The 22,232-nt window shown below is 57.1% G+C and carries 22 protein-coding genes and 1 tRNA gene; 7 read left to right on the top strand and 16 right to left on the bottom strand.

The window, feature by feature from the left end; all coding sequences use genetic code 11:
* Positions 1-22 precede the first annotated feature (22 nt).
* From ACXZ66_RS05340 to ACXZ66_RS05325, 4 genes are all read right to left on the bottom strand, one after another.
* Entirely contained in the window at positions 23-580 is a 558-nt protein-coding gene (locus ACXZ66_RS05340; protein WP_458750855.1) for an N-acetyltransferase family protein, read from the bottom strand.
* A 70-nt stretch (positions 581-650) separates the two neighbouring features.
* On the bottom strand, positions 651-2,003 hold the full coding sequence (locus tag ACXZ66_RS05335; RefSeq protein WP_458750854.1) for a PhoH family protein: 1,353 nt from the start codon (positions 2,001-2,003) through the stop codon (positions 651-653).
* A gap of 155 nt (positions 2,004-2,158) precedes the next feature.
* The gene (locus tag ACXZ66_RS05330; RefSeq protein WP_458750853.1) at positions 2,159-2,773 is read right to left on the bottom strand and encodes an LGFP repeat-containing protein; all 615 of its coding nucleotides are present in this window, start codon (positions 2,771-2,773) and stop codon (positions 2,159-2,161) included.
* A 54-nt stretch (positions 2,774-2,827) separates the two neighbouring features.
* The gene (locus ACXZ66_RS05325; RefSeq protein ID WP_458750852.1) at positions 2,828-3,466 is read right to left on the bottom strand and encodes a LysR family transcriptional regulator substrate-binding protein; all 639 of its coding nucleotides are present in this window, start codon (positions 3,464-3,466) and stop codon (positions 2,828-2,830) included.
* Positions 3,467-3,490: 24 nt separating this feature from the next.
* On the opposite strand from ACXZ66_RS05325, the gene ACXZ66_RS05320 reads away from it, so the two are divergent.
* Positions 3,491-3,880 carry a DUF5997 family protein gene (locus tag ACXZ66_RS05320; protein ID WP_458750851.1) on the top strand — a complete coding sequence of 130 codons (390 nt, stop codon included), beginning with the start codon at positions 3,491-3,493 and terminating at the stop codon, positions 3,878-3,880.
* A gap of 68 nt (positions 3,881-3,948) precedes the next feature.
* Here ACXZ66_RS05320 and glyA read toward each other — a convergent pair whose 3' ends face one another.
* The gene (gene glyA / locus ACXZ66_RS05315) at positions 3,949-5,238 is read right to left on the bottom strand and encodes a serine hydroxymethyltransferase (protein WP_458750850.1); all 1,290 of its coding nucleotides are present in this window, start codon (positions 5,236-5,238) and stop codon (positions 3,949-3,951) included.
* Positions 5,239-5,352: 114 nt separating this feature from the next.
* Between glyA and coaA the strand changes: the two genes are divergently transcribed.
* Positions 5,353-6,279, top strand: coding sequence for a type I pantothenate kinase (coaA, locus tag ACXZ66_RS05310; protein WP_458750849.1), 927 nt, complete (start codon positions 5,353-5,355; stop codon positions 6,277-6,279).
* Position 6,280: 1 nt separating this feature from the next.
* Here the strand turns inward: coaA and ACXZ66_RS05305 are convergent, their stop codons facing one another.
* The 4 genes from ACXZ66_RS05305 to mca all read right to left on the bottom strand — a co-directional run bounded on the left by ACXZ66_RS05305 (position 6,281) and on the right by mca (position 9,636).
* Positions 6,281-7,051 (bottom strand): isoprenyl transferase, encoded by a 771-nt coding sequence (locus tag ACXZ66_RS05305; RefSeq protein WP_458750848.1) that lies wholly within the window; start codon positions 7,049-7,051, stop codon positions 6,281-6,283.
* Positions 7,052-7,072: 21 nt separating this feature from the next.
* Positions 7,073-8,167 carry a 3-deoxy-7-phosphoheptulonate synthase gene (locus ACXZ66_RS05300; protein WP_458750847.1) on the bottom strand — a complete coding sequence of 365 codons (1,095 nt, stop codon included), beginning with the start codon at positions 8,165-8,167 and terminating at the stop codon, positions 7,073-7,075.
* A gap of 273 nt (positions 8,168-8,440) precedes the next feature.
* The gene (locus tag ACXZ66_RS05295) at positions 8,441-8,743 is read right to left on the bottom strand and encodes a hypothetical protein (protein ID WP_458750846.1); all 303 of its coding nucleotides are present in this window, start codon (positions 8,741-8,743) and stop codon (positions 8,441-8,443) included.
* Positions 8,744-8,748: 5 nt separating this feature from the next.
* Positions 8,749-9,636 (bottom strand): mycothiol conjugate amidase Mca, encoded by an 888-nt coding sequence (gene mca, locus ACXZ66_RS05290; protein WP_458750845.1) that lies wholly within the window; start codon positions 9,634-9,636, stop codon positions 8,749-8,751.
* A gap of 126 nt (positions 9,637-9,762) precedes the next feature.
* Between mca and ACXZ66_RS05285 the strand changes: the two genes are divergently transcribed.
* The 3 genes from ACXZ66_RS05285 (at position 9,763) to ACXZ66_RS05275 (ending at position 11,291) form a co-directional block, all read left to right on the top strand.
* Positions 9,763-10,233, top strand: a complete 471-nt coding sequence (locus tag ACXZ66_RS05285) for a DUF4307 domain-containing protein (RefSeq protein WP_458750844.1) — start codon at positions 9,763-9,765, stop codon at positions 10,231-10,233.
* A 149-nt stretch (positions 10,234-10,382) separates the two neighbouring features.
* Positions 10,383-10,904, top strand: a complete 522-nt coding sequence (greA, locus tag ACXZ66_RS05280) for a transcription elongation factor GreA (RefSeq protein WP_458750843.1) — start codon at positions 10,383-10,385, stop codon at positions 10,902-10,904.
* A 72-nt stretch (positions 10,905-10,976) separates the two neighbouring features.
* Positions 10,977-11,291 carry a hypothetical protein gene (locus tag ACXZ66_RS05275; protein WP_458750842.1) on the top strand — a complete coding sequence of 105 codons (315 nt, stop codon included), beginning with the start codon at positions 10,977-10,979 and terminating at the stop codon, positions 11,289-11,291.
* A 33-nt stretch (positions 11,292-11,324) separates the two neighbouring features.
* On the opposite strand, the gene ACXZ66_RS05270 is transcribed toward ACXZ66_RS05275, so the two are convergent.
* Together ACXZ66_RS05270 and ACXZ66_RS05265 are read right to left on the bottom strand one after the other, a co-directional pair.
* Positions 11,325-12,035, bottom strand: a complete 711-nt coding sequence (locus ACXZ66_RS05270) for a maleylpyruvate isomerase family mycothiol-dependent enzyme (protein ID WP_458750841.1) — start codon at positions 12,033-12,035, stop codon at positions 11,325-11,327.
* A gap of 205 nt (positions 12,036-12,240) precedes the next feature.
* A complete protein-coding gene (locus tag ACXZ66_RS05265) occupies positions 12,241-13,071 on the bottom strand; it encodes a Bax inhibitor-1/YccA family protein (RefSeq protein WP_458750840.1) in 831 nt (276 codons plus the stop codon).
* A gap of 155 nt (positions 13,072-13,226) precedes the next feature.
* Here ACXZ66_RS05265 and ACXZ66_RS05260 point away from each other — a divergent pair, with 155 nt between their 5' ends.
* On the top strand, positions 13,227-14,198 hold the full coding sequence (locus ACXZ66_RS05260) for a suppressor of fused domain protein (RefSeq protein ID WP_458750839.1): 972 nt from the start codon (positions 13,227-13,229) through the stop codon (positions 14,196-14,198).
* Here ACXZ66_RS05260 and ACXZ66_RS05255 read toward each other — a convergent pair.
* The 3 genes from ACXZ66_RS05255 to ACXZ66_RS05245 form a co-directional block, all read right to left on the bottom strand.
* The gene (locus ACXZ66_RS05255; protein ID WP_458750838.1) at positions 14,195-15,571 is read right to left on the bottom strand and encodes an FAD-dependent oxidoreductase; all 1,377 of its coding nucleotides are present in this window, start codon (positions 15,569-15,571) and stop codon (positions 14,195-14,197) included. The two genes, ACXZ66_RS05260 and ACXZ66_RS05255, sit on opposite strands and share 4 nt — an antisense overlap.
* Entirely contained in the window at positions 15,568-16,272 is a 705-nt protein-coding gene (locus ACXZ66_RS05250) for an aquaporin (protein WP_458750837.1), read from the bottom strand. Before ACXZ66_RS05250 ends, ACXZ66_RS05255 begins: the two co-directional genes overlap by 4 nt.
* 55 nt (positions 16,273-16,327) lie before the next feature.
* Positions 16,328-16,401, bottom strand: a tRNA-Leu gene (locus tag ACXZ66_RS05245).
* Positions 16,402-16,497: 96 nt separating this feature from the next.
* On the opposite strand from ACXZ66_RS05245, the gene ACXZ66_RS05240 reads away from it, so the two are divergent.
* The gene (locus tag ACXZ66_RS05240) at positions 16,498-17,952 is read left to right on the top strand and encodes an amino acid permease (RefSeq protein WP_458750836.1); all 1,455 of its coding nucleotides are present in this window, start codon (positions 16,498-16,500) and stop codon (positions 17,950-17,952) included.
* 6 nt (positions 17,953-17,958) lie between these two features.
* Here the strand turns inward: ACXZ66_RS05240 and mfd are convergent, their stop codons facing one another.
* Both mfd and ACXZ66_RS05230 read right to left on the bottom strand, forming a co-directional pair.
* Positions 17,959-21,582, bottom strand: a complete 3,624-nt coding sequence (gene mfd / locus ACXZ66_RS05235; protein WP_458750835.1) for a transcription-repair coupling factor — start codon at positions 21,580-21,582, stop codon at positions 17,959-17,961.
* A gap of 29 nt (positions 21,583-21,611) precedes the next feature.
* The gene (locus tag ACXZ66_RS05230) at positions 21,612-22,220 is read right to left on the bottom strand and encodes a TetR family transcriptional regulator (protein ID WP_458750834.1); all 609 of its coding nucleotides are present in this window, start codon (positions 22,218-22,220) and stop codon (positions 21,612-21,614) included.
* Positions 22,221-22,232 lie beyond the last annotated feature (12 nt).

The following is a 22,232-nucleotide window of genomic DNA, read 5'->3' as shown; positions in this document are numbered from 1 at the left end:
AACTGCGTTTCTGGGTACGTTGTTAGATCTCGTAGTTGGGGGCGTTAATTTCTTTTTCTTCCGGCTTGGGCAAAAGCTTTTCGTACACGTCAGTGTCGCGCCACTGGCCAGCGTATTCGCCGTAGGTCATCTTCGCTAAGTGACGGTAGGTGCCTACCTTCTCAAACCCGCGAGAGATATGGAGTTTCGCGGAGCCTTCGTTTTCTGGGAAGATCCAGGAGTGAATCGCCCACTTGTCTAATTCTTGGCACACCTCAATGAGGCGGTCCAAAAGGGCACCAGCAACGCCTCTGCCTTGGGCTTCGGGGTGAATGTAGATGGAGTCTTCGACAACGCCATGAAAGACGCTTCGCGACGACGCCGGCGCCGCCGACACCCAACCGATCACCTTGTTGTCATCGTCTTCTTCGACGGCGACATAGACAGTTTCCATGATCTTGGACCTTGTGAACCTTTCCCACGTCGGCCCTTGAGTCTCATAAGTGGCGTTACCTGTTTCAAGGCCCATTTGGTAGATCGCACGCACCTGGGGATAATCCTCCGGGCGCACTGGTCGAAGATTGAAGCCAGCTTTGGTCATAACACCCAATTTTTACCCCACCACCTGTAGTCGTGCAAAATATTCGCAGCTAGCGAACGCTCACGTGGGTCTAGTGACCGTCTTCCAGCAGATCGGTGACCAATTCCGCAATTGCTGAGCGCTCGGAACGAGTCAAGGTGATGTGAGCGAACAAATCGTTGCCCTTGAGCTTTTCAATGACTGCCTGGACACCATCGTGGCGGCCAACACGCAGGTTATCGCGCTGCGCCACATCGTGGGTCAATACAACACGGGAGCCACGACCCAGACGCGAAAGCACGGTGAGCAAGACATTGCGCTCCAGTGACTGTGCCTCGTCGACGATGACAAAACTGTCATGCAGGCTGCGTCCGCGGATGTGTGTGAGAGGCAACACCTCCAGCAGGCCACGTGCCATGACTTCTTCCATGACGTTGTCTGAAACAACGCCCTCGAGGGTGTCATAGACAGCCTGTGCCCACGGATTCATCTTCTCAGTTTCGCTGCCCGGCAGGTAACCCAGGTTCTGCCCACCGACGGCGTAGAGCGGGCGGAATACGACGATGCGCTTGTGCTCTCCACGCTCGAGAACTGCCTCCAGCCCGGCGCACAGTGCGAGAGCCGACTTGCCTGTACCGGCGCGACCGCCGATGGAGACGATGCCCACGCTGCTATCCGTGAGCAGATCGAGGGCGATGCGCTGTTCCGCCGAGCGACCGTTGAGGCCGAAGGCGTTAATGTCCCCGCGAACGAGGCGCACCCCGCCGCTCGGTGCAACACGACCGAGTGCCGATTGGGTCCCCGCATTAAGGGTGACACCGCAATGTACTGGCAGGTCTTCCGTGTCGATGGCCAAGAAGCCGGTAGCAAAGAGTTCGTCGATGTCTTCCCCGGACACCTCGAGCTCAGCCATACCCGTGTACCCGGTCAAAACAACGTCTTGCGCACGGTATTCGTCTGCGGCTAGGCCTACTGCGCCAGCTTTAACGCGAAGTGGGACATCTTTGGTCACAAGCACAACATCGTTGCCCTCGTGCATGAGGTTGAGTGCGCACGCCAGAATCCGGTGATCGCCTTCGGTGCCGCGGAATGCAACAGGCAGCCGGGACTGATCCTGGTGGTTCAGCTCGACTCGCACCATGCCGCCGTCTACATTGACGGGAACTGGCTGGTCAAGGCGATCATAATCCAGGCGAAGTTCTTCTAATAAGCGAAGAGCTTGGCGGGCGAACCAGCCAAGCTCTGGGTGATGACGTTTTGCTTCCAACTCAGTGATGACCACGAGCGGGAGTACTACGTGGTGTTCTGCGAACTTCCGAATCGCCCAGGGGTCTGACAACAGCACCGAGGTATCTAGCACGTATGTCTTCACCCCCGTCTTGTTGTCCGTGACATCAGTGACATCTGGAGTGAAATCGCGCTCGGTGACAGTTGGTTCAAACATTTGGACCTGCTCCCCTAGTCGGTAGGTGCCCGGTAGGTTTTCGTTGGTTTTCCGGACAACCCCGACGGTAGGGAAGCAAGGTGTAAATTACATTGTTGGAAGATGAACTTTTGTTTACAAACCCTGACTCTCAGCTAGAGGTCAAGGGATGTGCACTAGTTCGGCTGCACCTGAGCGCCCCACTGACCGCCCTGATTCACCCAGTTGATCACGCCGTTGGTGAACTTCTGAGTCCAACCACCATCAGGAAGCTTTTCCTCGGCAGCAGTTGGCAGACCGATCGTATTCGCCAAGCCACCCTCATCCGCCCACGTCTGCGCGATCATGCCCACCATCGGTGCCGCACCGGAATCCTTGGACCATGCAAGCAGGTTGCCCTCTGCAAATGTTGCGAGCGCTCCGCCTTCTTCCTGCTGAATGGTCTCTGGCTCACCCCACTCTCCTGTCACCTCATCGATGGCGGCCTTGAAATCCGCAGGTACGAGGACAGAATTACCATCTGCGGTCTTTTGCTCGACGGTAGCGTCGTTTGCTCCTGCAGCGCTTTCATCAGCTTCGCCGCTGGCATCTGCACCATCGGTGGCACCCTCAGTTTCGGAGGCATCTGCCGAATCCGAGGCTTCAGCAGAGCTGGATGCCGCTGCACTCGTCGTTGCGGAGGCAGAAGCACCTGTCGAACCGGTGGAGGAGCTACCGCCATCTGCTGAACAAGCAGCCAATCCACCCGCAAAGGTGACCGCTGCAATAACTGTTGCTAGTGTGCGCTTCATGAAGAAAACCTTTCTTGTGAGGTCGATTACTTTTTCTAGTATCCGAATTTCTGGTTAACGGCGCTTCTTCCTTCCCCCCGGTTGGGGGGATTGCTTACCGCGGCGAGTTTCTTTCGCTATACGTTTTTCCTTCGCCGTTCTTTTCGGAGCAGCCGCACGCGAAGAGTTTAATGTACGACCCTTCGCCACTCCGACAAAGTCCTGGATAGCGTCCGAATCGTCTGCTTTTCGCCACACCAAGGCGATACTAGTCACCGGATCTCGCCCACCTTTCAGCGTCAACGGAACAACCTGTTTCTTCGACAGCATCTTCAACAGGGGCTTCGGTCCGAACGCGATTCCAACATTTGCGGCAACAACCTGCAGGCCAGCCCGTAACTCGTCGATAGTGTCGTATTCGTTAACGTGTTCACCTTCAAGGTCGCGCAGCGCCACGGCCTCAGCGACTTCCGCGTAAACCGAGTCTTTCGGAACTGCCACGCCTGGTTCCTCGTCGTAAAGCGTGACGACGAAATACTCCTCCGTAATGCGGGCGTCGGGGAGCCTCGTGAGCGCGATCTCCGCCTCCCCTGCCTGGAGTTCTGCGAACGCGTCATCGGAATCGCGCGTGCTCAACCCATGTGATGTGGAGTCGCGGAATCTGCGGAACCATTTCGATGGCTCCGTTCCTGTTACGAACGCAAGGGTCAACATGGCGTTAATGCTACCGTCATGGTTATGAGTGAAGATTTCAACTTCGATGGTGAGCCATCCGGCACCGCCATGAAACCCGCAACCGCAGCGAAGAAGCTCGGTATTTACTTGCCCGCGACGCCTCAGGAATTCCAGGACGGCGCCATCACCCATGGCCAATTGCGCGATCTGCAGAACAATCCACCCCAGTGGCTCACGGAGCTGCGTCTCAATGGCCCGCACCCTCGCCCCGAGGTGGCACGTAAGCTCGGCATCTCGATTACTGCGCTCAAGCGCAATGATTTGGACAAGCCTTTGACTACCGCTGAGATCAAGGAATTGCTAGCTAACCAGCCTGAGTGGTTGAGCCAGGCGCGCACCGCCTTCGCCACAGAGCGTGCAAACGGTGAGGAGCAAAATTCCGCCGAGAGCTAAAAGCTCGCTTCACGACGAAGGCCCGATCCCCTGTTCTTAAGGGGATCGGGCCTTTGTTCGCGCGCTTCTTAGACCATCTTCCAGTCTTCGAGGCCTTCGTAAAGCGGGTACTGCTCAGCGAGCTTGGTCACGCGTGCGCGCAGCGCCTCAACGTCAGCGTTCTTGCCAGCTGCAAGAGCGGTGCCGATGATGTCTGCGGTCTCAGTGAATGCTGCTGCGTCGAAGCCACGGGTAGCCAGCGCTGGGGTACCGATGCGCAGGCCGGAGGAAACGGCTGGTGGACGAGGATCGAAAGGCACGGAGTTACGGTTAACCGTGATACCGATCTCGTGCAGCAGATTCTCTGCCTGCTGTCCGTCCATCTCGGAGTTGCGCAGGTCGGCGAGAACCAGGTGAACGTCGGTGCCACCGGTAAACACGTCAACGCCGGCAGCCTTGCAGTCTGCGGCGGTCAGACGCTCAGCGACGATGCGTGCACCTTCGAGAGTGCGCTCCTGGCGCTGCTTGAAGCCCTCAGTTGCAGCAACCTTGAGCGCGGTTGCCTTTGCAGCAACCACGTGCATCAGTGGGCCGCCCTGCTGGCCTGGGAAGACAGCGGAGTTAAGCTTCTTTGCGTACTCCTCCTTCGCCAGGATCATACCGGAGCGTGGACCACCAATGGTCTTGTGAATGGTGGTGGAGACAACGTCAGAGTAAGGCACCGGGCTTGGGTGCAGACCAGCTGCCACCAGACCCGCGAAGTGAGCCATGTCGGTCCACAGGTAGGCACCAACCTCGTCGGCGATCGCACGGAACGCTTCAAAGTCCAAGGTACGAGGGTAAGCAGACCAACCAGCGATGATGACCTGTGGCTTGTGCTCGAGGGCCAGCTCGCGAACCTTATCCATGTCGATGCGCATGGTATCTGGGTCAACTTCGTAAGCAACCACGTTGTACAGGCGGCCAGAGAAGTTTGCCTTCATGCCGTGGGTCAGGTGACCACCGTGGGACAAGGACAGACCCAGGATGGTGTCGCCTGGCTTGATCAGCGCGTGCAGCACAGCAGCGTTAGCCTGTGCACCGGAGTGAGGCTGAACGTTGGCGTATTCCGCACCGAAGAGCGACTTTGCTCGGTCGATGGCGAGGTTCTCCACCACGTCAACGTTTTCGCAGCCACCGTAGTAGCGCTTGCCTGGGTAGCCTTCAGCGTACTTGTTCGTCAGGACTGAACCCTGCGCCTGCAGCACTGCACGGGGAACGAAGTTCTCGGAAGCAATCATTTCCAAGGTGTTGCGCTGACGGGAAATCTCGTTGAGGATCTGAGCGTGTACCTCAGGATCAAGTTCCGCCAACTCCTGGTTCAACACATTGTCTGTCATGGGACGGTTGCCGACCTTTCAAAAAGCGAGTAGTTCCTGAGTATCTTACGACACGCAGATATTGCGGTGGGGCCAAGGTCCAGCAGGAAGATAAAGAGTGGGACAATTAACAACATGGCCCGCAGCACAGACTCCAGTCCTTACCTCGATTTTGACAGAGATGCGTGGAGGGAACTGCGTGCAACTATGCCGCAGGTGCTCTCCGCCGAGGAACTGGATACTCTGCGCGGTGTTGGCGAAAATATTGATTTGAACGAGGTCACAGACATTTATCTGCCTCTGTCTCGTCTGATTCATCTGCAGGTCTCAGCACGCCAGGAATTAACTGCCGCAACAGAAACCTTCTTGGGCGAGTCAACTGGGCGCGTGCCCTTCATCATCGGCGTGGCAGGTTCTGTGGCGGTGGGTAAATCTACAACCGCACGTCTGTTGCAGGTACTGCTGCAAAGGTGGGACACCCATCCGCGGGTAGATCTGGTGACCACCGACGGGTTCCTCTACCCCACCGCTGAGCTGGAGCGGAGAAAACTCATGAACCGCAAAGGTTTCCCGGAGTCCTACGACCGGCGTGCACTTTTGCGCTTCGTCACCGACGTGAAATCGGGCAAGCCAAACGTCCAGGCACCTGTGTATTCGCACACCGCCTATGACATTCTCCCCGACGAATACCAAGTCATCGACCGTCCAGACATTGTCATCCTCGAAGGCCTCAACGTCTTGCAGACGGGCCCCACGTTGATGGTCAGCGACTTGCTTGATTTCTCCGTCTACGTGGATGCGCGCACCACCGACATTGAACACTGGTACATCGAGCGCTTCCTCAAGCTGCGCCACACGGCTTTCCGCCAACCAGGTGCGCACTTCGCTGACTATGCCCATTTGGACGAGGCGAAGGGCGCACACACCGCGCGCGAAATCTGGCAGTCAATCAACCTGCCCAACCTGATGGAAAATATCCTGCCCACCAAAGTCCGCGCTTCACTGGTGCTGCATAAGGGCTACGACCACTTGGTGCAACGGGTCCGGATGCGCAAAATTTAGATTACTTACCGAAACGGCGCGAGCGCTGGGAATAATCACGCAGCGCACGCAGGAAGTCAATCTTCCTAAACGCTGGCCAATAAGTATCCGTGAACCAGATCTCCGAGTACGCCGACTGCCAGAGCAAGAATCCCGACAGGCGCTGCTCACCGGAGGTGCGGATCACTAGGTCAGGGTCGGGCTGGCCCTTGGTGTAGACGTGCTTGGAAATGGAGTCCACCGTCACGGCGTCGGAGAGTTTTTCTGCAGGGGTCCCGGAGGCCAGTTCTTCGTCGATAAGCGTCTTGACTGCGTCGACGATTTCCTGCCTGCCGCCGTACCCCACCGCAATGTTCACGGTCAGGCCTGGGCGATCAGCCGTTGTTGCGGCGGAATCCTGCATGCGCTTTGCCACATCGGGTGGCAGTAGGTCGAGGTGGCCCACGAGGCGGACTTTGCAGGTCTGATCATCGGCGGCGAGGTCATCGATCACATCGGAAATAATGTCGAAGAGCAGGTCGACTTCTTCCCTCGCGCGCTGCAGATTCTCGGTGGACAACAGATAAATGGTGATCACCTCTACCTGCGTCTCCGACGACCAGCGTACAAGCTCGGCGATCTTATTCGCGCCGGCCCGGTGGCCATGGGAGATATCGGTAAACCCCGCCTCACGCGCCCACCGGCGGTTGCCGTCCGCCATCACCGCAATATGCTTGGGCTGTGACTTTCCGCGTAACTCACGCTGAAGCCTCCGCTCGTAGAGCGGATACAGCATACGTTCAAGCACATTCACATAGTTCAGTGTAGCGGGTAACTACTTCTCCCTGCGCTTACGCACGGCGCGTGCCAGATCTTCCAGCAAATCCACAGTTGTGTCGAAGTCCATGCACTTATCTGTCACGGATTGACCGTAAACCAAACCCTCGCCACCGTTGACCTTGAGCTTTTCCGGATCCAACTTCTGTGCGCCTGCAACCAGGAAGGACTCCAGCATGATGCCCGCAATGTGCTCGTTGCCTTCGGCAATCTGCTCGGCGATGTCACGGGTCACCTCAGCCTGGCGCACGTGGTCCTTGTTGGAGTTCGCGTGCGACGCGTCGATCATCAGGCGCGATTCAGGACCAAGCTTATCGACGACAGCCGCCACCGAGTCCCTATCGAAGTTCGGTCCGCTGGTGCCACCGCGCAAAATGACGTGCGTGTGAGGATTGCCTTCGGTTTCTACAACGCTTGGCTCGCCCTCGTCCGATACCCCAAAGAAGAAGTGTGGCTGCTGGGCGGCGCTGACTGCGTCGATGGCAACCTGGACGGAACCGTCGGTGCCGTTCTTGAATCCGATTGGCATGGACATCCCCGAAGCCAGCTGGCGGTGCACCTGTGATTCCGTGGTACGCGCGCCAATTGCACCCCAGGCAACGGCATCCGCGTAGTACTGCGGGCTGGAAGGCTCGAGGAACTCACAGCCTGCAGGAAGACCAGTGGTGACAACCTTGGTCAGAACCTCGCGGGCAAGACGCAACCCCTTTTCCACGTGGTAGGTGCCATTGAGGTCGGGGTCATTGATCAGACCCTTCCAGCCCACGGTGGTACGTGGCTTTTCGAAGTACACGCGCATGACAACCTTGAGATCGTCGTCGAGACGCTTTGCCAGCGGGGCAAGACGATCAGCGTATTCCTGTGCAGCGACGGGGTCATGGATTGAACATGGCCCAACAACGACCACTAGGCGGTCATCCTCGCCGGCGAAAATGTCCGCGATGTCTTGGCGATCGCGTTCGACCTTGTTCAACTTATCCTCGTCGAGCGGGAGATCGTTTTGCATTTCCAAAGGGCTCGGGAGGCGGTGGAAATCGCGGACTCGTTTATTCGAGGTGGAGGCCGAATTGCTCAATGAGACTGGTTGAGACATTCTCTTGGTTCCTTATTTTTGGTTTGGGGTTGATTTCGGGAGATCGTGGGAAAAGAAAAATGAAGCAGACAAGCAAAAAAGCAGCCCCTCAACCCTTTCGGGGAGGTGCTGCTTAGGCTCTAGTTAGCGTGTGTTCGGTCAGCTCAAAGAACAAGACCGGGGGACGCTCCCCAGAGCCTTGCTAAAATAAAACTGCTTTACGAACATGTTCTACACCCTAGCACAGTTCACGGCGCGGGGGTAGGGATGGAGCTCATTCGTTAAAAACAAGCGTCAAAGTTTTGAGTCATCTCGCCGGTCAAGCACACCGGCTTCTTCCATCGCCTTGTCCACTGCCTCAGTGTCGAACACATCCAAGCCATGGGCCTCCGCGAACATACGGCGGCGATTGAAGCGAGAGTACCGACGGTGGAAGAACCAGCCCAACGTCAAAATCGCAACCAACAAGGCCACAACAACAAGCATGCCAATAGGCGATGCCTTACCGAATTCAGGACCCAGCGGGCCACCTTGCTCTTGTTGGGCAAGCACGTCGATGACAACGCCCTGGGTGCTGGCCAAAAATTCCGTAATCACGGGTCCTAATCCTCATCCTTCGCGGTATCTCGTGCGATACCTGCGAATAAATCATCTTCTGGCATGTGCGTTGACACACGCGTGCGCGCAAGCTCAAACTCTTCCGTAGGCCACAGCTCTTGCTGCACTTCTACTGATGTTGCCAAGAAAGCACCCGCTGGGTCAATCTGAGTGGCATGCGCGAGAAGTGCTTGCTCACGATTACCAAAATAGTCTGAACATTCGATCTGCGTGGTCACCCGGGCCATAATGTCGGCTTGGTTTTCTTCCCAACGCTTAATCATCGGACCGTACGGGCTGCGTTTTCCTTCGGCGCGCAGGCGCTCGTCGAAAAGCTTCATGCGTTGCAGCACGAAACCGTGGGTGTAGTACAACTTCAATGGAATCCACGGCTCCCCTGCCTCAGGTGCGAATTCCGGATCGCCGGATTTCTCCCAGGCCAGCATCGAAATCTCGTGCACCATCAGGTGATCGGGGTGTGGATATCCACCGTTTTCGTCGTAGGTGATGATCACGTGAGGGCGGAACTCACGCATCACCTGGACCAAATGCTTGGTCACCTCGACGGGATCTTGCCTGGCAAAACAGCCTTCTGGCAGCGGAGGAAGCGGATCCCCTTCCGGCAGGCCGGAATCAACATACCCGAGCCACATCTGATCAACGCCGAGTGCATCAGCTGCGTTCGCCATCTCTTCGCGACGCACTTCGACCATATTGTCCAGGACACCTGGACGATCCATCGCCGGATTCAGGATCGAACCGCGTTCGCCGCCCGTGCAGGTGACTACGAGTACTTCGTTGCCTTCGTCTGCGTATTTCGCCATGGTTGCCGCGCCTTTCGACGATTCGTCGTCGGGGTGCGCATGGATTGCCATGAGGCGTAGGCCGCTCACTAAAACTCCACCTTCCACATTTCGTGATTTAGGTTAACTTCTAACAATCTTAGTACCATCAGGGTTAAAGTCATTTTCGTCTCTGAGCTCAGGCTCAAATCTTTTCCTTTGTGAGGTTTTTCGGCAGTGTCCACCCCAGATATTTCCCGCCCCGTTGACCGATATGGGAAAGATTTCACCCCAGAAAAACCCAAAGGAATGACTGGCAAGGTCATTGCGGTACTCATGGTCGTGGCTGTCGCCATCATTTTGGTCGCTGGCATGTCACGCATCATGACCAAGGACGACTCCCCCATCGAAGGTTCCTTCGTCACCAGTGAGCGTATCGACGACCAAACCAACCGGGTCTGGATCGACGTCGTTCGCACCAACACTGAGATCCCTTCCTATTGCATTGCCACCTCGCTGGACTATTCGATGGCGGAGGTCGGTCGTCGCGAAGTGATTATTCCTGCTGGAGGCGAAGCGCAGATGCGTATCGCAGTGGACATGCCTACGCGCGCCTACCCAGTCTCTGGCGGCATCTACGGTTGCTCCGAGAATGTTCCTTCCTATATGAACACCGAAAACCCAACCTACGATCAGGCGCGTTCTTAAGAATTTTCGCTTTGGGCGGGCGGGTAATTTTTACCACATTGACCTGTGCTAGAATGCCCGTTAGTTCAAGTGCGCATTTACAGCGTGTACCTCGCGCTGCCACGACACAGAAATGTCGCAGAATCGTTTCAATGGAAGGTTTGTCACCCATGGCTGAGCCCCAACAGCAGTACATCACCCCAGAGATGAAGGCCAAGCTGGAGAACGAACTCCAGCAGCTCATTGATAACCGCACCGCTATCGCGGCCGAGATCAACGAGCGCCGTGAGGAAGGCGACCTCAAGGAGAACGCTGGCTACGACGCAGCCCGCGAACAGCAGGACCAAGAAGAGGCCCGCATTAAGCAGATCTCCGAGATCCTTGCTAGCTCCACCACTGAGCGCTCCGGTGTTGTTGAGGGCCAGGCCCACGTCGGTTCCGTTGTGCATGTGTACTACGACGGCGACGAGAACGACAAGGAAACCTTCCTAATTGGTACCCGCGCTGCCGCCACCGGCAACAAGGACCTAGAGACCTACTCCGAGCAGTCCCCGCTTGGCGCAGCTGTGATTGGTGCCTCCGAGGGCGAAACCCGTTCTTACACTGCTCCAAACGGACGTGAGATTTCGGTGACAATCGTCTCTGCAGAGCCGTATGATTCTGATAAGGCAGCAACACCTCGCTCTGACTAGGTACTGACTAGGTAAAACTAAGTACTAAAACACCTTTGCTCATTTCGATTACACAATTTGAAAAGGAAATCCATGCGTATCTCCCGTAAGCTCACCGCAGCCTCCGTGGCGGCTGTCGCAGCCCTGGCCATCGCAGCCTGCTCCCCTCCGAATGAGAAAGACTCGGAGATTGGCAAGGTCCCTACTGCTCAGACGCAGAACCCAGATTCCCTGAACTACGGGCAGCCTGGTTTCGAGGATCCAAACGAAACCACCGCTCGCGCAACCGCTACCACAACTGCAGGCGCTACGGGCACCGCAGCAACCGGTACCTTTACCCAGCAACCAGAGACTGCTGTCGATGGCAGCACCCTGGAAATGGGCTCCGAAGGTGTAGTTACCGAATAGTAAAAGGTGGTACTAGGTAGTACTAGGCCCTCCTTATTGCGGTTTTGAGCGTCGCTTCGACTTGCTGGTCGAGGCGGCGTTTTCTTTTGCCTGTTTCGCGCTGGCCCAAAGCTTGTCTGTGCCTGGGCCACTGAGCTGATCTAGCCACACTGTGCGTCCCGTTAACACCAGTAATATGGCCGCCACAGGGCCGCGAACTTCGGGGCCACTACCTACTTGCCACTCGACATCTGTGGCGGTGAATCTCAGGTCGGAAGTACCCAATTGGGTAAAGACTTCCGCGAGTCCTTTCCCCTGATACGACCAGACCCGTTGAGCTGCCCGACGTACCTCCTGCGGGGGAACATCTATGGTTCGTCCGAGCGGAATCGCAATGTCAAAGCCGTGAACAATAATGTCCATGTGCGTCTCTTGCGGAGTAACTCCAAAGTTGTGTGCCGTAGATCCGATCATGTTTCGAATTGCTTTTGCGTACTCCTCAGTCGCAGCGGTGCTCTTGAGAATCGCAGACTTTCGAATGATGTTATTCAGATCGCCGCGAGTCCTCAGCGCCAGCCACAGCACCTTTGGCAGGCTCATTTGCTGCAGCGTTAAGTGCGCTGCGACATCGCGTACGGTCCATCCTTCACACAGCGAAGGCTGATCCCACTCACTTGCGTCTAAGCGGTCCAGCATATCTGCGACTCGCTCACGTTGCGCATCGATTGCATCCCAGAGTTCCCTGTCCACAGAGCTCTTTCTCATAGTGGTGCCCTTTCAAGATTTTCCTAATGGATTATTGAAAAGATGCGCAAGAAAAAGATCCTCTATAGAGCAAATATTAATGGCCCGGTGCGCCGATTCTCAATACCCTTCCTGCTCAGCCCCTCCTGCTCAGCCAAACCGGCAACACAGCACTAAGCCCCACACCAAATTCTTGGTGTGGGGCTTAGTCGTTCTAGCCTCAGTGCTAATTCCTATTCGTAAAGTAGGACAGCAGGCGCAGGATCTCGGTGTAGAGCCATACCAAGGTCACTGCCAGGCCGAGCGCAACGCCCCATGCCATCTTCGAAGGAGCGCCAGTGCGGATCAACTGGTCTGCTACATCAAAGTCATTGAGGAAGCTCACTGCGGCCAAAACGATACACACAAGCGAGAAGATGATGGAGATCGGGCCACCATCACGCAGGATGTTGAAGTTGAAGAAGAGCGCGCCGATGAGATTACCCAGTGACAAGACTACGACACCGATCAGTGCACCAGTGAGAATGCGGGTGAAACGTGGCGTGACGCGGATCGCGCCGGTCTTGTACACGAATAGCATGCCGATAAATACACCAACAGTGCCCAGGATCGCCTGGCCGATCATCATGCCAGCGTTTTCGTTGCCAATGGTCCAACCAGACAGCAGCAGCGAGAGGCCACCGACGAAGAGACCTTCGAAGGCCGCGTAGATCAGAGTGACGGTCCGGGAGCCGTACTTTTTACCGAACGAGTGCACAAGCACGGTAATGAAACCGCCGATACCTCCGACGACAGTCAGCAACATGGTCAGACCAACGTTGCCGGTTGCCGCAATAATGAAGTTTGCCAGTGCAAAGACAATGATGACACCCAGGGTGGCACCCGTTTTGGTCACCACATCATCAACGGTCATTGGACGCTCGGATGCAGCAGCCTGCTGCTGTGGCTGGTAGCCCTGGTAGGACTGGTAGTTACCGTAGGACTGCTGTTGGTAGCCGTAGCCACCCTGTTGTTGGGAGGCGGGTAGGTTCGATAAAACAGGATTAGTGCTGCGCACGAGAACCCGTTTCCTTTCTCTATTCTCTATAGCTTTGGCGAATATAAATTGTTCACAACGTGTAACGCAATTCAAGGTCCAAAGGTTCCCACCCCACCCCATACATGTGTGCCACATCACAGAACCAATTTCAATCCAGGGTTAATCTAGAACCTATGAGTGCGTGGAAAAAAGTCTTCAATCGTTCGCGGTTCTCACCGAAAGTCGGCGGAACTGCGATCAAGGCAGCGTTCAATGACGCATTTGGCAACCAAGATCCCATTGTCTACGAATACGGAGACATCCCCGTACTCAGCTATCGCGTCGACCGCGAAGTCCCCCACTACTTCTACTCCACCTTCGGCATCTCGCGAGTAAACTCCGCCACGCCTATCGCGGGCACCCAAACCGAACTCACCATGCGCGTCGCAGCAGACGAACCACTGCCTCCTGCATGGCCAGCGCAGCTTTTGAGCCGCGTGGCTGAGTACATCACCAGCACCGGCAACGACCTCGAGCCCGGCCACCACATGGACTTCGGGCTTCCGCTTATCGACGATTCCACGCTCTCCGCCCTGATCTTCGTCAATGACCCAGCGCTTGGCATCGTCGAGACGAAAACGGGCCCCGTCCGATTCACCTACGCCATCGGAGTCACCGCTCGCGACTTAGGCGACGCACTCAACTGGGATGCACGAAAGTTCGCAGGAGTCTTGGGAAACTACTACCCGCTCGGGCTCACTGACCCTCAGCGCGATTCGTTGCGGGACGATCCCGAGGCTTTCAAAATTTTACGTAATGCCACGGAGGAGCAGGGCTCGTCGTTAAGCGCTGCGATGGCCGACTACCTGGACTTCACCGACAAGCCCACTCTGCGCATTGATATCACTACCGTCGCGGCCGAGCAGCTGCTGCGGGCGGTGCGCTACCGAATTCGCTTTGACAAGAGCTTTGCGTTGGTCAGCCGGAAGAAGTGGATCGAGGTGGTGCCGGGCGAGGGCGAGCCGGTGCTTGCCGACGACCACCTCGGCCTCCCTATTTCCGAAAAGCTTGCGACGGAAATCCTTGCCGTCTTTGATTCTGAGCCCGGAATTTACACCATGACCACGCAACCGCTCTCGATTCACGTGATCGACCCGAATACTTAAAGCTGGCGAAATTGTGCTTCCCATGCTTGCGTGGCAGATTGCACTGCGTCCCACGGTGAGCCGAGGGGCGGCGTGTAGGACAAATCCAGTTCACTGACTTGCGCCACGGTGAGACCCGCATAGAGTCCGGTGGCAAAGGTATCAACACGTTTGGCGATCTCGCTGCCACGCTTTCCGACGAGCTGTGCTCCAAGAAGTCGCCCATCGCTCGAATCGCCTGTGATGCGGAACTCGATGTGTTGCGCTCCCGGGTAGTAGCGCTTGTGATCGTCTGCCTTAGCCGCAACGGTGAGCGCTGCGTGCCCTGCTGCTTCGGCTTCCTTTTGGCGAAGCCCGGTGCGCGCCGCGACCAGGTCGAATACTTTTACAACTTGGGTGCCCACCGAGCCTGCGAATTCAGCGCGCCCGCCGATCGCGTTCTCTCCCGCGGTCCTTCCCTGCTTATGGCTTGTAGTGCCCAACGGCAGATACGTCACGCCAAGCAAACGATGATGGGTGACAACACCATCTCCCGCAGCCCAGACGTGCGGAATTCCGGTCTGCATTTTCTTATTCACCATGACCGCGTGACCTGGACCAAAAGTGGCCCCGGCTTGCTCAAGGAGCTCGGTATTCGGGCGAACTCCGACAACAACGAGCACGAGGTCTGTGGTTTGTGTAAACGGCTGGCCTTCGTGCTGGCCGGTGACAGTGAGACCATCTGCGCCTTTGGCTACGGCAGTAATCGTGGAGTTCACCACGACATTGACGCCATTATCCACCAATTCTTGGTGTACTAGCGCGCCAAGTTCAGCATCCAGAGTGGATAACACCTCAGGCCCGCGCTGCAGTTGAGTAACCTGCATCCCCTGGGCAATGAACGCCTCTGCCATCTCGAGGCCAACGTAGCCTGCACCGATAATGATCACCGAGCGTGGCTTTCTCTCCTTCAAGTCGCGCTCTAAGGCAAAGGTATCGCCCATGGAGTGAAGGACGTGCACGCCGTCCGCACTGCCCAGACGCTCTAGTCCCGCAATTCCTGCCTTCGATGGCACCGCTCCCGTGCCTACGATCAGCTCGTCGTAGGCGATGAGCTCGTGTTCCCCTGACCTTGTGCGTACTTCCAGTTGTTTGTTTGCCACATCGATGCGGGTGGCTACGGTGTTTACGCGCAGGTTCATTCCGGTTGCTTCCAATTCCGCGAGATTGCGGTGTGCCAGCGACTGCCACGGAGCAACTTCCCCGGTGAAGTAATAAGGAATGCCGCAGATTGAGTAGTTCGGAAATTCGTCTGCGACTACAACGGTAACCTCTGTGCTTGGAGACAGTTCGCGGGCACGCAGTGCCGCAGAGATCCCCGCGTCCGATCCACCGACGATAACTAGGTGTGTCATTGTCTATCCTTTTCGCTTGCTGGAAAGAGGAGAACGACTAGCCCGATGGCGATAGCAGCGCCAACGCACTGGGCAAGAATGAATGGAAGAACCGACGAGGGCGCGATGCCTGCGAAAGTGTCACTAAAGATCCGTCCGATGGTGACAGCTGGGTTGGCAAACGAGGTTGAAGAAGTAAACCAATATGCAGCACCAATATACGCCCCGACGGCCGGGCCAACAATGGCTGCGCGCCGAGTGCGCACCAAAGCAAAGATCAACAAAACCAGCCCAGCGGTTGCAACGACTTCGCCGAGAAGCTTACCGGCAGTGGCGCGCTGCGTTGTCGCAATTGTGGTGGGGACGTCGAACATGAGGTTGGCAAGTAGTGCGCCAGAGATCCCACCCAGGATTTGGGCGACGATATATCCGGTGATAGTGCCTAGAGAGAGCCGTGCGCCAAGAATACGATCTGCGATGGTGACCACTGGGTTGAAGTGTGCTCCCGAGACCGTTTGAAAGATCAGAATCAAAACAGCCAGCCCAAAGGTGGTTGCGAGGGAGTTTTGTAGCAGCTGGAGGCCGACATCGTCAGGAGACAGCGTTTGGGCCGCAATGCCCGAGCCAACAACAATGGCGACGAGCAGGCATGTTCCCAAAAATTCCGCGACAATTCCACGGAGAAGAACCAAGCGTGGCGTCGCGGGATAAGTGTTATTCATGCCTACTATTTTGCGCTAAACACTTTCGCCAAGCGATTTTAAACTGGCCTTTTTGTGCCCCCACTGGGACTCGAACCCAGACTGAATTGATTTTAAGTCAACTGCCTCTGCCGATTGGGCTATGGGGGCGAGCTTTCTAAGTACTAAATAATACGGTGCGTGTTAAGCAACGCAAGCATCGGGGTCCATTTCCGCATTCCCCCTGTTAAGGGTAGATTTTTTCGAATGACTAAAAACCATTCGGTCTCAATGTGGTCTCTGATGGCCTTAATCATTGGTTCCACTGTGGGCGCAGGCATCTTCTCGCTCCCGCAAAACATCGCATCGGCGGCCGCACCCGGCCCGTCGTTGATCGGCTGGACTATCACCGCGGTCGGCATGTTATCTATCGCTTTCGTCTTCCAGGTCCTGGCAGTACGCAAGCCCCACCTTGAATCCGGTGTCTACTCCTATGTGCGCGCGGGCCTCGGCGACTTCATTGGCTTCGCATCGGCGTGGGGCTATTGGCTCGGTTCCGTAATCGCACAGGTCGGCTACGCCACCTTATTCTTTAGCACCATCGGTTTCTATATCCCCTTTTTCTCCTCCGAGAACCGCTGGGTCTCAGTGATCTCAGTGTCAGCCTTGACCTGGGTCATCTTCGCGTTGCTGACCCGTGGAGTGAAACAGGCAGCTTTCATGAACCTTGTTGCCACAGTGGCAAAAATCCTGCCCATTCTGGCCTTCATTGTCTTGGTGGCCTTCTTCGGCTTCTCCTGGGACCGCTTCACCATGGACTTCTGGGGCTCCGGTGACGTCTTCGAGCAGGTCAAAGGCACGATGTTGTTCACAGTCTGGGTCTTCATTGGCGTCGAAGGTGCCTCTGTCTATTCCAAGCAGGCAAAATCGCGTAACGATGTCGGGCGCGCCACCATCCTAGGATTCTTTTCTGTCCTCGCCTTGCTTGTCGCCATCTCCACTTTGTCCTATGGCGTGATGAGCCAAGAAGAACTCGCAGCACTGCCCGATAACTCCATGGCCGCAGTCCTGACCGCAGTGGTCGGCCCCTGGGGTGGCGCGCTGATCTCGATCGGGCTGTGCCTCTCCGTCCTCGGCGCCTACGTCTCCTGGCAGATGCTGGCCGCCGAGCCTGTAGCGATGATGGCCTACGACGGCCTGCTGCCCCGCGCCCTTGGCAAAACTAATAGCAACGGTGCACCGTGGGCCGCCCAGCTCGTCTCCACCATCGTGATTCAGATCTGGGTGATCGTCTTCTTCATTTCGGAGGCGGCATATACCTCGATGGTGCAGCTCGCCACGGTGCTCTACCTCGTGCCGTATTTGTTTTCGGCGCTCTACCTCGTGCTCTTAACAGTGCGCGGCAAAGGCATTTCCCACCCTCATGCGGGATCGCGTTTCGACGACTCCGGGCCCGACGTAGACAAAAAGACCAACCGCAAGCACTTTGTCATTGGTGTGATTGCGATGGTCTATTCACTCTGGCTCTTCTACGCCGCCGACCCCGTTTACGTCTTATACGGTGCGCTCGCCGTGGCGCCTGGCCTGATCCCTTATGTACTGACCCGGATCAACACCCGCGAGCGCATCTTCAACACCTTTGAGTGGGTTGTTGTTGCGATCATCCTGGTTGCTTCAGGCGTAGCCATTGCAGGGATCGTGCAAGGCACGCTCGTGCTTTAGCGCGAGCTACTCGCTCACGCTAAAGACACGCTTCTTTTCAGGCTTGTCCGACACCCCTGCAACCTGGATCTTCTCCACATCGAAAATGGCCGTGAGGAAGTCAGCCACCCATTGCAGCAATTCGGTATCGCGCAAGTTCGGCTGATTCACGCCCTTCGCCACGCGTGGGAACGGCACCTGAATGGCCTTCGCGGCTGCCCGGTACGTCGTTCCCGGGTAGAGGCGCTTGAGACGAACCTGCTTGGAATCGGGAAGCTCCACCGGGTGCAGCTTGATGCGATTTCCCTGCACAGTAATATTGGCCACCCCGGCGCGCCGGGCTTGGTGACGCAACCTCGCCACAGCCATCAGTTGTTCCACCTCACCTGGCAGCGGACCAAAGCGGTCGACCATCTCGTCGGCCACCTTATCCAAATCGGCATTGTCCCGAGTCTCCGCGATCTTGCGGTAGAGCTCTAGGCGCAGCCGCTCCGAATTGATGTAGTTCTCCGGAATATGGGCGTCCACAGGCAAATCGATGCGCACTTCCTTCGGGCCCTGGTCTGTCGCGTCAACGACCTCGCCGGAGGCCAGCGCCTTGTAGGTTTCCACGGCCTCGCCGACTAGGCGCACATAGAGATCGAAGCCAACGCCTGCAATGTGGCCCGATTGCTCCGCACCGAGCACGTTGCCGGCTCCGCGCATCTCCAAGTCCTTTTGCGCCACGGCCATGCCTGCTCCGAGATCGTTGTTTTGCGCAATCGTCGCTAAGCGGTCATACGATGTCTCGGACAACGTTGCACCCTTCGGGTACAGGAAGTATGCATACCCGCGCTCGCGGGAGCGTCCCACGCGTCCGCGCAGCTGGTGGAGCTGCGACAGGCCCATGTTCTGGGCATTTTCGACGATCAAGGTGTTCGCATTCGAGATGTCCAGGCCGGTTTCGACAATCGTGGTACACACGAGCACGTCGTATTCACGATCCCAGAAACCCTGCACGGTCTGCTCGAGCTGCTGCTCGCCCATCTGCCCATGCGCCACCACGATGCGCGCCTCGGGAACGAGTTCACGCAGCTCACGGGCCTTCTTCTCAATGTCAGAGACCTTGTTGTGGATGAAGAATACCTGTCCGTCGCGGAGCAATTCACGACGAATCGACGCCGCCACCTGCTTATCCTCATAGGGTCCGACATACGTGAGCACTGGGTGGCGCTCCTCTGGCGGGGTGGTAATCGAGGTCATCTCGCGGATGCCCGTCATGGACATCTCCAAGGTGCGCGGAATCGGTGTTGCTGTCATGGTCAACACATCAACGTGGGCCTTAAGCGCCTTGATGTGTTCCTTGTGCTCCACGCCAAAACGCTGCTCCTCGTCTACGATGATCAGCCCGAGGTTCTTCCAGTGCACACCGGTCTGCAAAAGCCGGTGCGTACCGATCACGATGTCGACCGAGCCGTCGGCTAGGCCCTTGATCACTTTCTTGGAATCTGCAGCGGAGGTAAATCGAGATAGCTCGCGGATTTCCACCCCAAAGCCCTGCATGCGCTGCTCGAAGGTGGAGTAATGCTGTTGGGCAAGCAGAGTCGTCGGCACCAGCACTGCAACCTGGGTGCCATCCTGGACTGCCTTGAAAGCCGCACGCACGGCCACTTCGGTCTTGCCAAAGCCCACGTCACCCACGATCACGCGGTCCATTGGGACGGGCTTTTCCATGTCCTCTTTGACCGCCTCAATGGCGGTGAGCTGGTCCTCGGTTTCCACGAAGGGGAACGCGTCTTCCATCTCCTGTTGCCACGGGGAGTCCGGCGCGAACGCGTGGCCCGGCGCGCTGACACGCTTTGCGTAGAGCTCGACGAGCTCACCGGCAATCTCGCGCACGGCGGCGCTGGCTTTCTTCTTGGTGTTCTTCCAATCCGAGCCGCCCATTTTGGACAAGGTTGGTGATTCACCGCCGGAGTACTTGGACAACAGATCCAGCGAATCCATGGGCACCCAGAGCTGGTCGTTGGGCTGGCCGCGCTTCGAAGGGGCGTAGTCCAACACGATGTATTCGCGGCGCGAGGTCTCGTCACCAGCGTTGATCGAGCGCTCAGCCATCTTCACAAACTTGCCGATGCCGTGGGTTTCGTGCACGACAAAGTCACCGGGCTTCAGCGCCAGTGGATCCACACGGTTCCTGCGCCTGGACTTCTTCCGCTTCGCACCTGCAATATCGCCCACGCGGTTGCCGGTGACATCGGTTTCCGTGACCACCACGAGCGGAATTTTCGTGCCATTAAAAATCAGGCCCGCGTGCGAAAGTGCCTGGTACAAAGTGACTTGGCCAGCTACGGGCTCCAGGCCCGGCGTGGCAATGCGCGCCGAGATCCCATGCTCGCGGAAACGCTCCGCCATCCGGTCCACGGTGCCCTTGGCTGGGGCGATAAAGGCAGCCTCTCCCCCGTCGCCGACGTGCTTTTTCAGCTGGGCGATCAGGGCTTCAATCTCTTTAGGATCGCCGTGCGGTGCCGGAGCAGGCGCAAATTCCAGCGGCAGGGTTTCCGTCTCGTCGGCAGTAAACATCCCCGGAGGCGCAAAGGTCCACCAGCTATTTCCTGCATTCTTGGCCGAAATTTCCAGCGACTCGTACGAGCGGTAGGAAGTCCCGGAAAGATCCAACCCGGAAACGGCGACCGGACCATCGGCGCCCATCGCCGCAGCTTCCCAGCCTGCCTCGAGGAACTCTTTATCCGTGGCCTCTAAGTCGGCAATGCGGGTGCGCACTTTTTCCGGAGAGGTCACCAACACGATCGAGCCCTTGGGCATCAATTCCGGCAGCACCGAAAGTTTCTGCGTGGTCAGTGCGGGAATCAGGGCTTCCATGCCGTCGGCGTGGGTCTTTTCGGAAATGCGGGTGAGCAATTCCACCAAAGTCGGATTCGACGGGTACTCGCGGGATAAGGTGTCGGCTTTGGCGGCTACGTCGTCGTCGATAAGCAATTGTCGTGCTGGGAAGATCTCTACGCGCGCAACCTCGTCCAAGGTGCGCTGATCGGCCACGGCGAACGTGCGCATGTCGGTGACCTCGTCGCCCCAAAACTCCACGCGGTAGGGGTGCTCGGAGGTGGTCGGGAAAATGTCGATGATGCCGCCGCGCGTAGCGAACTCACCACGCGCCGCCACAAGGTCAACATGCTTGTAGGCGAAATATGTCAGCTGTTCGGTTAGCTCCGTGAAGTCATATTCGTGGTCATTTTCCACCACGATCGGCGCAGGCGACTGCAGCACAGGCTGGCACAATCCGCGGGCAGAGGTCACCACAACACGTAGGGAATCCAGGTGGTACAGCACTTCACTTCGCTTGCCGACGACATCCGCCGCCGGCGACAAACGCTCATGAGGAAGTGTCTCCAAAGAGGGGAAGAGCGCTACCTTGCGCTCCCCCAACATTGCCTTCAGCTCGGCAGTGAGGTCTTCCGCCTCGTGACCAGTTGCCGTAACCAATAGGACTGGAGTTTCCCGAGCGAGCGCGCCCGCGGCCCAGGGCCGAACCTGGTCGATGCCCGTGACGTGCATCTTTTCGGCGCCGATTTGGGTGACAAGGCCTGCAAGCTTCGGATCGCTAGCAGCCTTAGTTAATAGGCCAGCTAGCTCTGGGAGGTTCTCCGCCATGTATTTTCCTTGAAATCCTTCTGTAAAAACTAATACTCTTTGCTCAGCTTCGGCTGGTCTTCCATACCCCGCAGACCGTTCCAACACAGATTCACGATATGCGCAGCAACGATTTCCTTGCTCGGCTCACGCTCATCCAACCACCACTGAGCCGTAGTAGAAACCATGCCAACCAGCGCCTGACCATACAACGTGGCCAGATCTGGGTTTAATCCCCGGTGCTCAAAAGCACTCCCTAGAATATGCGATACCTGGCCCACAGCAGTATTTAATAAGGTGGAATAGCTGCGCTCTTCGCCTGGGACCTGGTCGCGGACCAAAATGAGGAAGCCAGCGGTGTTCTCTTCCACATAGGTCAACAGGGCGATCACGGCCTGTTCGATGCGGGCCCTCCACGCGCCTTCGCCAAGGGAGACAGTAATCACGGATTCGAGGTGGAGCATTTCCCGATCGACGATGACCGCGTACAGGCCTTCCTTGCCACCAAAGTGCTCATAGACAACCGGCTTGGATACCCCGGCGCGCTGGGCAATCTCTTCCACCGATGTTCCATCGACGCCACGCTCCGCGAACACCTCACGACCCACCGAAATCAATTGTTCCCGGCGTTGTTTCCCGGTCATTCGCTGTCGAACCATATCCAATACCCT

Source organism: Corynebacterium sp. S7 (genome assembly GCF_054401105.1).
The sequence above is the reverse complement of the archived record's forward strand: the minus strand, read 5'-3'. Positions and strand labels throughout refer to the sequence as shown.